Below are 14600 nucleotides of genomic sequence, written 5' to 3' on the forward strand. Positions count from 1 at the left end.
TATTCTTTAGCTTATTTAATTGATTAATATCTTCTGAATTATTCTCTGCTCTTTTGTTTCTGTTAATACAAAATATACTCCTGGTATTAAGTTCAAATTATAATCAACCTTATATTCATTAGATCCGTTCATAATTTTAGCATCTACTAAATTACCGCCTAACATTTCTAAAATCTTTATACTAACTAAATTTTCTTCTTTTAATTTAATATCAACCCTAAATTTACCTGAAGAAGGATTTGGGTATATCACCAATTCTCTAATCATTGGCGATACATTATTTTTTTCTTCTCCATCAACTTCTACCTCCCTATCAATAACAATTATTTTCTTTGTTTTTAGTGCTTCACAATTTCCTATTCTAGTTAACATTGTTATTTCGTATTCTCCTTCTTTTTCAAACTTTATTTCTGTATAACTATCATTACTTTCATTAATAATTGCTTCACTTGGTAATATCCATTCTACCTCATCTGGTGTTACATCACTAATATTTACTGCTACAAAATATTCGTTTGTAAACACCTGTGTTGATACTGCAAAGTCTGAAGAAATTTCTTGTTTTGAACGTTTAATCTCAATACTATCTTCTATCTCACATCCTTTGCTATCTTTTGCTATTACCGTGTAAACTCCTTCTTCTTGAACTTCTACAATAGCTTTATTACTTGTAAACCCACTTGTTGAACTCCAACTATATTCAACCCCATCTATTATAGTAGCATCTAAAATATAAGTTTGGTCTACACATAATGTTACATCATCACCTAAATCTAACGCTATCTGCTCTGGATCTTCAACTGTAAAAGATTTTGTTATAAAGCACCCCTTACTATCTTTTATTTCAACACTATACTCTCCTGAAGTTAGTCCAGTGACTACCTTACCTGTTTTAGAATTGCTCCAAGTGTATTCATAAGGTGGTGCTCCTCCAATAACCTCTAGTGCAATGCTACCATCATTACCTTGAAAACAAGTTGGTTTTGTTATAGTTTCACTTACTATTGATATCGCTTGTGGTAATGTTAACTTGATTGTCTCTGATGCTCTACAACCATTTGCGTCAACAACAGTTACATTATATTCTCCTATAACTACATCTTGTAACATAGCTTCGTTACTTCCTGTATTCCATAAATAGCTATATGGTGCAGTTCCTCCAGTCACTATTGTATTGACAGTCCAATCATTTCCTGTTCCGCATAAAGTATAATCTGAACTTAATTGTAATGCTAATACTTCTGGTTCTTTTAAATTATATAAAGCACTTTTTACCTTATTTCCATTTGAGTCTTCTACCTCAACATAATACGTTCCGTATCCTAATCCTGAGACTGATGATAATGTTCCTATCTGTAAAGGACTACTTAATTCCTTATACCATTTATACGTGTATCTTCCTACTCCTCCTGTAACTTTGGCTGTTAAAGCTCCGTCTTCTTCTCCTTTACAACTAATCACTGAAGTTCTTACTATATCTACTTCTAGTTTTAATGGTTGATTTACTATATAATCTTTGATTAAAACACATCCTTTATTATCTGTTGTAATTAATTGATAATTACCTGCTGGTATAGATGTTATTTGATTAGTTCCTCTTAAAATTGTTGTTCCTGAACCTTCTTTCCATTCATAGATATAAGGTGGAGTTCCTCCTACTACATCTACAGAAATTGATCCGTTTGATAATCCAAACCCTGTAACATCTTCTACCAATTCATTTGAAACTGACAATGGTAATGGTTGAGTGATTTCTATTGTAAAGTCTGAACTACCATCTGTATTTAATGCTAAACAGTTGTTCGCATCCCTTACTTGAAGTGTATAGACATTCTTCTCTAAATTATTAACCCTTATAATGTTACCTCCTACACTTGTCCAATCGCTAAAGCTTGATACATCTCGATATCTAAATTCATAGTTCCCTGTACCTCCTTGAACTTCTACTTCAAAACTTCCATCATTAGCATTGAAACAATTTAAATCTATTTCTTTAATTGCTAACTGAATTTCTGTAGGCTGCGAAACTATAAAAACGGAACTTCTTTCCTCTATTCCTTCTGCATTACTAACAACTACATAATAATTACCTGCTGAAATGTTTTTAAGCTGTTTTTCTATGCCTAGAAGCTCATTATTGTCTGCATTATACCATGCATAATTGTTTCCTCCTACTCCTCCTACAGTAATCACATCTAAAATACCATTTGAAGCATTATGACATTTTACTTCTTGTACCTGTGTTATTTCAACTAATAATTCTCCTGGACTTGCTAAATTGTATGTTTCTTCAATTACACAGCCTTCAGCATCTTTTATTTTAATTGTATATATACCTTCGGGTAGATTTTCTATTTTATCAGACAAATCACTTGACAATTTTGTAGAAACTATATCTCCTTTTTCATTCTTCCATTCAAATGAATAAGGTGCTACTCCTCCGACGAAAATAACTTCAATACTACCATCATCTACTAAATTTGATGAAGGTCTTATTAATTTTACATTCGTTATATCATACTTTTCTGGTTGATTGATTGTTATCTCTTTTGCTGTCGTACATCCATTCTTATCAGTAACTACAACTGAGTATGTACCTGAAGATAAGTTTTCCACTTTTCGAGCGTCTAAACTTGTATGATTCCAACTATATGTATAAGGTGCTACTCCTCCTGAAACAGTTATGTCTATATATCCGTCCGTACCTCCATAGCATGCAACATCAACTTTATTTATTCCTGTAATTTCAAGTAATGATGGTTCGGTTAATTCATATTCTTTAGTGGCTGTATTTCCGTTTTTATCTGTAATTGTTACTACATAAATTCCTGCTCCTATATCCTGAAGTACATTAGTAGTACTTAATACTGTTGAATTTCCTTTTAACTTCCATGAATACATATATGGTGTTACTCCCCCATTAACTTCGGCAGTTAGTATTCCTACTCCATTTTTACATAAAATTGAAGTCTCACTTACATTTACTGTCAACAATTCTGGTTCATTAACTGTATATGCTGTTTCTACTAAACATCCTTTAGCATCCATTACTTTTACCGAATATTCTCCTGCTTTAACTCCCGATAATTTAGAGGTTGTACTGCCTTGTACAATTCCACTTGAATTTTTCCATTCATAAGTATAGTTTGGCGTTCCTCCAACAACATTTATGCTTATTTCTCCATTTGATAATCCAAAACCTGTAACATCTTTTATTACTGAATTATCTATAGCTAAAACTGTTGGTTCTTGAATTGTAACTTTTCTTGTTACTTCACATAAGTTTTTATCTCTAACAACCACTTCATATATCCCAGCTTGTAAAGAGTTTAAACTACTACCTATTGTTCCATGCTTCCAACTATATGTATATGGTGCAGTTCCTCCTGAAACACTTACGTCCAAGGAACCATCTGCTCCTCCATTACAAGACACGTCTACTTTAGTTATTCCTGTAATTTCTAATTGTAGTGGTTCTGTAACTTCATACTCTTTCGTAGCAATATTACCGTTTTTATCTGTTACTGTTATTACATAAATTCCTGCACCTATATTACTAAATGTATTATTGGTACTCAGTTCTACTGCGCCTCCTTTTAATTTCCATGAATAACTATATGGAAGCACTCCACCACTAGCTTCAACTGTTAAACTTACAGTGTTATCTCCATAACAAAGAATATTACCTTGTTGATTTATGGCATCAATTACTAATAACTTTGGTTCTGTTACTGTATAACTTCCAGTTGTAATACAACCATTAGTATCTTTAACAGTTAATTCATATTCTCCTGCCGCTATATTTTCAAATGGATTGGTTGTTCCTAAAATAGTAGTACTTCCTTTTTGTCTCCATTCATATGTATAGCTTGGTGTTCCTCCAACAACATCAATAGATATACTTCCATTTTTTGTTTCAAAACCTGTTAAGTTATTTACCACATAATTAGATATCTCTAACACTGCTAAAGGCTGTTCTATCGTAAAGTTATTTGAAGTAAATGTACATCCATTACTATCAGTAACTTCTACGTAATAAGCCCCTTCTCTTAAATCTGTAATATCTTCCGTAGTTTTATTAAATGTTGTGTTATTGGTACTCTTCCAAGAAAAACTGTAGGGTTTAGTTCCTCCTAAAATAGTAACATCAATACTTCCATCTCCTCCTCCAAAACAACTCACATTTGTACTCGACGCTAAATTGACTTCAATTTTAGCTGGTTGATTAATTGTGATCTCTTTTTGTGTAGTAGCTCCTTTTATATCATTTACTACCACTCTATAACTTCCTGCTTTTAGGTTGTTTATTTTATTTTGTTTTAGATCTGAATTTAATAAAACCGGTGTCCCTGAAGTTATATCGTACCATTTATAATCAAAATCAATTGGAGTTGAATATATTGGATATCCTCCTGATACCTCCGCTAGCAGTTCTCCAGTTTCATCACCATTACATAAAATAGGTTTTGTTAGTTTTATGTCCACTTGAATAGGTTGTGGTTCCTTTACTTCATATGACTGGGTTATTTCACAACCTTTTGCATCTCTTATAACTACATGATAAATTCCTGCGAAAAGACTATTTATGTCTTTAGTATTACTAGTAAAAGAAGCATCTCCTTCTTTTGTCCATTTATAACTATGCGCTCCTTCACCTCCTGAAGTTTCAATTGTTATAGCTCCTTCATTATTCCCTGCTACTTCACAGTTTGTTATAGAAAAGCTATTAATAATTATTTGTGTTGGCTGTTTTATCGTGGTGGTCGCTGGTGTATTAACTATACATCCATTACTATCTTTAATCCAAACAGTAAAACTTCCAACTGTCAATCCATCAATAGTATTATCAACTAAGCTATTTACTGCTTGAAATGATGTTTGATCATCAATAGAATATTGATATGGTGGAGTTCCTCCTCCAATGGCAAGTTTTATTTTTCCATCCTCAGCTCCATAACATGAGATATCTGTTTTAGTTATGTTTAACGTAATAGCACTAGGCTCTGTTAATGTTATATTTTTAGAAATAGTGGTAAACCCATCATTAATGGTAACTGAATAACTACCTTGACTAATATTAGTCAATTGATTGGCTGTTTTTCCTATTAATTCTGTTCCTCCCCTAAACCATTTATATGAATAACTATTTGATCCTCCTGATGGATTTACTATTAATGAACCTACTCCTCCTTTACAGGCTATCATTTTACTAATAGTCAGTGAGGCTAATAATTGTGGATTTTCTCTTACTTCTATTTCATTAGAAGTTATCGTGCATCCATTGTTATCCCTAATAGTAGCTATATAAAACCCTGCTCTTAGCCCTGTAATTAGGCTTCCTGTCCTAGAAAAAGAAGTATCATATTTCTTTCTCCACGTTACAGTGTAGTTTGGAACTCCTCCATCTATGGTTAATGATATTTCTCCTTTAGCTTCTCCGAATACATTATTATGTTTTACAGAATTACCAATAATTTCAATTGGCAAAGGCTCTGTTATTGTTATTGACGAGGAAACTCTAGATCTACAAGTTGTTATATTTCTATCTCTTACTATAAACCTATACCCTATACTACTTGCTGGTAACGAAAACACATTACTATCTTGCCATAAAATTCCTGAGCTCTTATATATCGCATATTGATATACATTTGATTTTCCTCCAGTAGCCGTAATACTTACAGAAGCCCTACCTCCACTACATTTTATTGGAGTTGCTAAACTTACTCTTGAAATAGTTACCTCTGATTGTTGTATTACTGCTATAGATTTTTCTAAACTACCTTGTTTACTGTCTTTAACCAAAACAGTATAGTTTCCTGCTTCTATATTAAAAGAAGCACTATTTGTTCTTCCCGTCAATGTGCTTAGTACTGTTGAGCCTCTTTTTAAAATAACAGTATAGTTAGGATACCCTCCTGCAATACTTGTTACATTTATTGTCCCTTTACCTTGATAACAATCTGGTTTTACTGAACTAACAGAAAATGTAATTGGTTTTGGGTCTATAATCTTTGGTAGTGTATACTCTTGTGTACAATTATTTTTATCTGTATACCTAATTTTGTGAGTTCCTGCTGGTAAGTTAGGTATTACAAAACCACTTACATAAGCTCTACCACTTTTAATATTAGTAGTGCTTCCATTCAATAAAACTGTATAATTGTAATAATTACTAAAAGGCGTACCTCCACTTACACTATTAATTTTTATAGACGCATCATTGCTTCCTACTGCGCTAGGATGCGTAACTGCATTGGAAGGTAAAATATGTGTTATTTTATTTTTTCCACTTATTGTTATTGATTGTGAAGTCTTATTTTTATCTATACAACCTTTAGTATCTTTTATTCTTACTACATAATTAGCTGGTGATAATCCGCTAATTGTAATTTGACCTGAAAACGTTGAAGAACTCCAAGTAGATCCATTATTTAAACTATAGTAAAAACTACCTGACCCACCAGATCCCGTAATTTTTATTTTTCCATCTTTACTACTATAGCATGTTTCATCTTGTATCTTTGATGCACTAAAAACTACTTTTGGAGGTGACTTTATTTGAAAATCATACGAGTATTTTTCACACAAAGGAGAACCTGTACTTCTATTAAATCCAGTTACCTCAACCCTATAATCTCCCGATGTTAAAGTTCCTGATGTTGGTCTCCAATCATACATCCAGTATCCTCCTGAACTTACAAATGAGGTAATTCCTGTATTGTTATCAACAGCAACATATTCATTTGTTAATGTTTTCTTCAGAAGATTAAAATCTATTTTCTCATGACTAAAAATTTGCCTCGTAAAATACAGTTTAAAGTCTGCATCTGTACTATAAGAACAAGTAGGTTGTTTTATTGTTGGCGCTTTTGCTATCTGGGGTGCATCGGGTAAAAATTGTACTGTAACAGTATTTGTTGTAAAGGAGTTGTTACAACTTGGCTTTACACGTATGTTAATATTTTTAGTTAATGCTTTATTTCTATCTGTAGCGGAAGAGTACAAATTAGCTAACTTTAAATCAATTGTAGCTTGCCCCGTTTTATTCGTGATAGTTCTCCAAACACTTACTTGTATAGTTTTAGGGCCTGTGTAATTATTTAAATTCCTTTTTGCCTCAAATACAGCCATCATAAACCCTTCACATCTATCAAAATCCCCCGTTCTTCTAACACAACTATCATAAGCTGACTCTGCAGACGATACTGCGTTTAACAAAGCTTGATAGTCAGGATGTGTTCTAGTCTCTGTATTTACAGGGTCATAGAATTCCCATACATACACACTTGATGTAGGCATAAAACCTGAAGTTGCTTTAATTCTAACCGAACTACTTGCACAAACCGTTTTTACTCTTGAAGTACTTGACCCATCAGGATACGATAGAGAAGCATTTGGTTTTATAGAGATTCGTGCCCAACCTCTATTTATGTCACTTCTATATACTTCGTCTTTCTGATATTGTTTATAAAAACATGGTGAAGCTATATCTACCTTAATCTCAGATTCTTTAGAGCTTTCACATCCAAAAGTTCCATTTCTTCTAGTGATTGTATGAAACTCTACTTTCGTTACTTTTTTAGATACATTAAAAGTGTCTTCATGTGAATAGCTTTGATTAATAAAGCGTAATCCATAAATCGCAGGATCTCTTAAATATTTTGTCGTTCCATCAGAGAAAAACATTTTTATTCCTCCTAAACCATTTTTGTTAGAACCACAAGAAGACCTTCCTTGACCTATATACCCTTCAACTTTTATGGTATACGTTTGAGCTTGTGATATAATTGAAAAAAATAAGAATAAAATTAAGAGTATATTTCTTTTCATATAGCTTTCTTTTAATAGTTTATTCCAATTTTGTTAAGCGGAGATTTTGCTCCTGACTCAAAAATTGCTTGAATTAAAAATGTATATTTTGTATTTATTAATAAGTTTCTATCTTTAAACTTATTAGTATCTGCTTTAAAGACTTTATACATTGTTGGCTTTTTTCCCTCTTCAGCTTTGTATAAAACAAACTCTTTAGTATTTGTTTCTTTATAATTCCAATTCAGCTCAATATACCTCTCTTCTCTATTTACATACCCTGTAAATCTTTCTATACTTGGTTTAGGCGAATTATCTAAAACTGTTATTTTTAAAGGTGTTATAGGTTCCGATTCAAGTCCCGATTCATCTATAGTTAAAGCCGTGTACAAATACGTTTTTCCAATAACTCCTGTTTCATCTATAAACTTATTTTGTAATAATGGTAAACTCTTTAACATTTGCCATGGCTCTTTCACTCCTTTTTCTTTTCTATAAATTACTGTAGATTGAGCATCATTACTAGTACTTGATATCCACTTTATCTCAACTCTTCCTTTATCTGATTTGAACGAAGTGAAAACGGGTGCAGTTGGTGGTACTATATCGGGCCTATTTAATTCTAAAACCTCAGAAAATTCTGATGGATTATATCTTTTATCAAAAGCTTGAACTTTATAATAAATCTTTTTATTTAATGTCTTAATGTTAATGGTATCAATAAAAGCACTATTAGGTGTAGGTTCAAATGTTACTTGAGTAAATTCATCTGTTTTCAAATTAGCTTTAAATATCCTATATCCTAAAAAATCTATTTCAGTGTTTTGTTTCCATTGTAATCTAACTACTCCAAGGGAATCTATAGTTCCTTTTAACATAATTGGTACTGCAGGAGGAGTACTATCATCAGGTTGTACCATTTTTGGAAAAGATTCTCGGGTACCTCCATCGTTACCCACAGCTACAATTTTATAATAATTTATAGCTTGTAAACTTTCTAGTTTAACACTTCGTTTATTCTTTGATATGTTGTCTTTTACAGTAATATATTTACCTTTTGGGGTATTAGATCTAACTAGTTTAAACTCACTAAGCGTGCTAATACCTTCTGATGGAAACTCCCAACTTAAAACTCCTTCTTGATTATTCAATTTTATATCTGTAATAAATGGAGTATGGGTTAATGGCTTTATTCCTTTACCTGAAACAACTTTTGAGTATGGTCCTTCAATGCCGAAAGGAGATATTCCTTTAATTCTATAAGAATAGGTTTTATTGTTTTGTGAAAGGCTATCTATATACATCATTCTATTTGATGGATTCTTTTCTTTTTCTCCTAAAGTAGCTACTGGTGTACCTAGTAGTTTTTTAAAAGTTTTTCCTTCATCCTCAGATTTTTCAATAATGTAATTGGTATAGTACCTTTTTAAAATCGCTTGATTCCAACTTAGAATAACTGTTTTATCTTTAAAAACCCCAACAAATTCTTGTGGCTCAGGTAGCGGTTTTTTATCTAGTAATCCTAAATATACCCCTCCTGATTTGATCAAGTCTTTTTTCTCTTGTGGTAAAGCTACTCGTATGGTATATAAATAGCGTTCTGTAGGTTTTACCGTATCGTCGATAAAAGCCAATCCTGAAAACTTAGCTACTTTAAAGTCTTGATCGGCTGCATACAGAGCAAAAGTAAACCTCTGTTCTATTACTTGTGCCTTATTTATAATACTCAGTAATCCATCTCCTCCTTCATTCATTTCTACATCAAACTCCTCTCCATATAAGGCTTGCGCAGCTAATGCAGCATAATTATTTTCCTCTGAAAACTCTTTCCATTCCATCATTGGATAAGGCTTCAAAGGAATGGGAGTTAATTGCTTTATTACAGGCGTGGATAGTATCTCTTTATCAACTGCTATTGTTTTTCTTTCAATTATATAGCCGTATTTATTAGCATATTTCCAAGCTGTTGGGGTCGTTACTCCCCAACGTAATAATATTTTATTTTCAGATACTGTTGCAATTGCTTTTACCTCTGCTTTAATATTACCTATTTCTTTTTGGGCATAGGTTTTTACTGTAATACCCAACATCAGAAGCATAAAGATGATAGGTGTACTCTTCTTCTTAATCATTTAATGGGTTTAAATATTTTAATGAATTTATTCTGCTCTTTTTTACCTGACCTGGTAATACGTATTGTAACGTTGCTTTATATTTTCCTTGACGCATGTAAGGAAAAGCTTCCGTAATTAATTTTATATACTGTGACTTTGCATTCCAATTAATATTTGAACTAACTAATTGATATCTCAAATCTTCGTAATCTTCTAAATAATAATACGTGAGATTATACCTGTATGGGTTATATAAATTTATTTCTCCCGAATAATTATTCTCTAAATAGGTTACATACCAAGTCATCGGTTCCACTCCTTCTACTGGTGGTACTCCCACTTCATCAATTTCTCTACTTACCGAAATATCTCCTTCATATGGATAGTTGTTATAGATTAATGGATAAATCTGATTTCTATAGTAACTATCATCTAAAGTTGCTCTTGATACTACTAAAGGTTGATGTCCTGTATATTCATTTCCTCTCAACTCTGCTAGATCAAATGCTTCTTGGTAGTCAATACTTGATAGTAATGTTAATCCATAAGGATAAACAATGTGTTGATATAAATCTTTATTCTTATTCATATCTCGCATTTTACCGCTAAATGTTTCGTACTTACTTGTTCTGAAATTATAAACTAACAATTCTTTTTCTCCTTCTTTACTTACATTTCCTTCTGCTTTCCTTGATTTTACTTCAACTGTATTTTCAGAACTACCTCCAATATTTTTAGAAGTATATGTTTCTGATACATTATCATCCAAATCACTTGCTTCTGATGTTAGTTTTAAGCTTACATCATATTGTGTTTGTGTTTGCATTTGATTTACTGGCAGCGAATAAACTAATTGCTTTTTAGCAGAGTTATATGTGAATTGTTTGTATAAATTTTCTCCAGATGCACTGGTCATTATCATTTCTTTTTTCCAATCTGGGGCAGCGTCAAACAAGTATGTTTGACCTCTTTTTAATTTTACATAAGCTGTGCTATACTCATCAATAAAGAAGTTTTTTTGCCCTAGTACAGGGTACATATAATCTATATTTGTTAATGGTATTGTTTCTGGTGCTTCTCCTGTTGTAAAGTTTACTTCTTTTACTTCTGTAGCTACCTTTCCACCTGATTTAATTTTTTGCCAGCTTCCTCCTTTGTATTCTTCAAAATGTAATTGAACTTTAGCTTTTAATTGAGCGTATGGTGGTAAAATTTCATGTGAATAAAATACTGCTACATCATTTCTATCATTCCATTTTATCTCTCCTACAATATTTTGTCCATTCTTTGTTACAGAAAAATCATCTAATAAAATTTTATACTTTCTATCTCCCGTATCATCAGGAATTTCAAAAATTTTATTAATCTGTAAGTTGAATACTGCCTGAGGAGCTGCAAATACATCTACATCTGTACTTCCTTCTTTTGGTGTTAAATCACTAATTACAACAATACCATCTATAGGACTTCCTCCTATTATTTCACATTTATCTCCAAACTCAATTTTAAACCTAAACCTTCCTTTAATTAAGCCTCCTAACAAGTTATATTTTCCCGCTAAATATCCTCTAAACCATGCAGGGTTTGGCAACCTTGCTTGTAATAATACAGCTCCACCTCCTGCTATGATGGGTATCTTCTTTTTAATTCCAAAGAGTTTGAACTTTACCCCTAAAACACCTTGTAAATACGCATATGCTTGTCCGTTAGCGTACCACCCATTCATTCCTATAACTTCTGAAGATCCTTTACAATAAGCTTCTCCATAATCTTTTAGCATAATATCAAAACCTATTCCTGCATCAAATCGAGCATAGAAAATTAAAAACTTTAAATCTCCTGTTGAAACACTCATACTAGAACCAAAAGCCAATCCTTTTCCTGATTCTAACATATTAGCATCTCTCATATAGTTGAGTTCAGCAACATCAACTCCTAAGATATCAGCAACAATTGGAGGTGGTGGCGGACTTCCTGGTAAGTTTTCTCCAGTCATGAAGTAACTATCCATTTTTATCTTTAGGATTCCCAAATCAATTTTTACTCCTACTCTATCATCAGGTGTTCCAATGAGCATATGCCATTCATCAGGAGCTACATAAAAATCTAACCACCCCGCTCTACCAGAAGGCCCTACTCCTTTTAAAACTCCAAAGTTTATGTATACTTCAGAAGTAGAATGAAAAATATCATTGACAAAATCAAAACCAATAAAAACATTTGCTGAAATAGCTGCCGTAGGACTTTGTGCAGGAATTCCTTGTCCCCCAGCTGCTGCTATGCTAGACAAATTGCTGTTTACTGTATCGAAAAAGTCACCAGGCAAAGAGCTTATCAACTCTCCAAATCCTTTCATATATATTTCTTGTAGTCCTCCTGACTTTCTAAATGCCATACCAAACTCTACTGTGGCATGAAATAAATCTTCTGAGTTTTGGGTAATGATTCCTACTGATGCTTTCATCCCAAATGAGTTTTGCTCATATGGCTCATAAATTACTCCTGAAGTTGAAGCTCCAATTTCTGTAAAGGCAGCATCTTTTGCATTTGAATTACCTGCCATACGCATTTTATTGTAGAAACCTCCACCAAAAGCATTCAATGCAAAACCAGGGAAAATTGGAATTCCTTGTGGCAAAGTTACTTTGGCGTCTGCATACCAATATCTAAATGAATCTGTTCTTCCAAAAAGAGCTTTTGCTTCTACTTCTAGCTTTATTCCTGTAGAAAACTTAGCCCCAACAGCACCTGCAAACCCAGTTCCATAGGTTGGATCATCTTCAAAAATGAAAATTGCTCCTTTTAATTGCATACCAGCAACATCCATTCTTATGTACAGATGCTCTAATCTTATACCATCAAATTTCCATTTACCTTTAGCATCATCCATTTTAGCTTTAAAAGCTAATTTTGAAGCTCCTCCATTTCCTCCATCTGACTCTGAAGTTAAATTCACTGCAAAATCAAAAACTAATTCCGCTTTATTATCTGCAGGAGTTCTTAATCCTATTTCATTAATTACTATTGGAAAATTTGCAAGTTGTAACTTACCTTTAACTCCAAAATAATCAACTGAAAACTTAGGTGATTCGGTTTGTAAAACCATTTTTTGGAATGTTATTCCTTTAAATTGTATGATACTTTTTGATGTGTCGTTAGATGAGTTTTCATCCTTTTTCAACCCAGAAGCAAGACTCATTGATCCGTTTAAATTTGCTTTAGGTCTAAACTTTCCATCTTTAACCTTCATTTCTACATAAGAATCTTTGGTTAAATGAACATTTGCCTTCCAAACATTAAACTTGATATCTTTTTCTGTTTTTACTGCTAATTTATACTCTCCTGGCTGGAAAACAGCATTGTATTGCAGACTGTCTAATTGAGAAACTGGGAGTACTAGTTTTCCGTCAAACTCTCCTGCTTTTAAGTGATTTGTTTCTATATCTAACAAAAAGTAGTCTAATGAAAAATCCCATCCCGAAGCGGTTCCTTCATTTAAATCGATTACATTTTCTCCTGTAAACTTACCAGTTACTCCTTGCCCATCTATAATTAAATCTGTAGCACCAAAAGCAACTCTTTTATCATCATTTTTCTTTTTAAATTCAGGAGGTAAAACTACTTGAAGTGACTTTACATATACTCCTCTCCACAAATTTGGTTCAACACTATAAAACTTATCTAAATAGGCTTTTGGTGTTTCCTCATCATTTCTTAAATCACTAAAATCAAATACGGCTGTATTTAATTTGAACGTAGTTCCTTCTATACCTTTAATTCCGAATTCAGGTAACGATATATTCACAACCATATCATTCCAATCAGAAATCGAGGTTTTAAAATCTGCTTCTACATAGCCTATTTTCTTTTTACCTTTTTCATCAACAGGATGTAATAAGCCATTGGCAAATTTCACATTTGCATCTAAGCCCATTTCTTTAAAACCCGAGCAATCAATAATTGCATAGGTTCCTGGTTCTTCCATACTTCCATTTAAGGTAAGTAGTAATGTTCCACTATTGAAATTAACAGTAAATTGCGATATTAAATGTAGTTTTGCATCACCTATAATTCCTCCTTCATGAGATAATTTTACATTCGATGCTCCTAAAATTAAAACCTGTTCTCCCCTATCAGGATTTGTATTAGGCAATTCAACTTTTAAAAAAACTGTTAGTTCAGAATAAGCTGGTTTAAATACTGCTTTTGCTATTCCTACCGTATACTTTACATTACTAATACTTACAGGTTTTATGGCTACAGGAAGCTCACTTAATCCGTCTTTTGTTAAAACATCGATATAGTTTTCTGACTCTTCAATACTTTTAAATGTATTGGTAGCCATATCTAACCATTTTTTATTGACTAACGAATCGGCTGTGTTAAACTGAAAACCTTGCTGTGTAAACCGTTGTTTTATTTCTGGTCCTAAAGCTTCTTCTAGCTCATCAAATTTATCAAGCGAAGAAAAATTACGAAGTGTTTTACTTTTTGCTGTTAAGGTTGTTTTATCTACACGTTTACTTGCTGTAGTTATACTGTCTCGTTCTATAAAATTTGGTGTAGCGAACAACGAAACACTTATAAATAATAGTATTAAAAAACTTAGGGGTAATTTTTTATTCATTTAGTTTGGTTGGTTAATTGTTTCTTCTTCTAATATTGTATTTTTCC

3 protein-coding genes are annotated in these 14600 nt (G+C 32.5%); all 3 read right to left on the reverse strand.

The window, feature by feature from the left end; all coding sequences use genetic code 11:
• Positions 1–15: 15 nt before the first annotated feature.
• The 3 genes from DFQ07_RS00275 to DFQ07_RS00285 are packed head-to-tail and all read right to left on the reverse strand — an operon-like array spanning position 16 to position 14553.
• Positions 16–7833 carry a T9SS type A sorting domain-containing protein gene (locus DFQ07_RS00275; protein ID WP_133534288.1) on the reverse strand — a complete coding sequence of 2606 codons (7818 nt, stop codon included), beginning with the start codon at positions 7831–7833 and terminating at the stop codon, positions 16–18.
• An 11-nt stretch (positions 7834–7844) separates the two neighbouring features.
• The gene (locus tag DFQ07_RS00280; protein ID WP_133534289.1) at positions 7845–9944 is read right to left on the reverse strand and encodes a fibronectin type III domain-containing protein; all 2100 of its coding nucleotides are present in this window, start codon (positions 9942–9944) and stop codon (positions 7845–7847) included.
• Complete coding sequence (locus DFQ07_RS00285; RefSeq protein WP_133534290.1) at positions 9937–14553, reverse strand: hypothetical protein; 4617 nt, start codon at positions 14551–14553, stop codon at positions 9937–9939. Before DFQ07_RS00285 ends, DFQ07_RS00280 begins: the two co-directional genes overlap by 8 nt.
• Positions 14554–14600: the final 47 nt, after the last annotated feature.

The organism is Tenacibaculum caenipelagi (assembly GCF_004363005.1).
GTDB classification, from domain to species: Bacteria; Bacteroidota; Bacteroidia; order Flavobacteriales; family Flavobacteriaceae; genus Polaribacter; species Polaribacter caenipelagi.

Excerpts from the sequence above, each read along its gene's own strand:
- DFQ07_RS00275 (WP_133534288.1), bottom strand. The coding sequence starts at position 7,833 with ATGAAAAGAAATATACTCTTAATTTTATTCTTATTTTTTTCAATTATA.
- DFQ07_RS00280 (WP_133534289.1), bottom strand. The coding sequence starts at position 9,944 with ATGATTAAGAAGAAGAGTACACCTATCATCTTTATGCTTCTGATGTTG.
- DFQ07_RS00285 (WP_133534290.1), bottom strand. The coding sequence starts at position 14,553 with ATGAATAAAAAATTACCCCTAAGTTTTTTAATACTATTATTTATAAGT.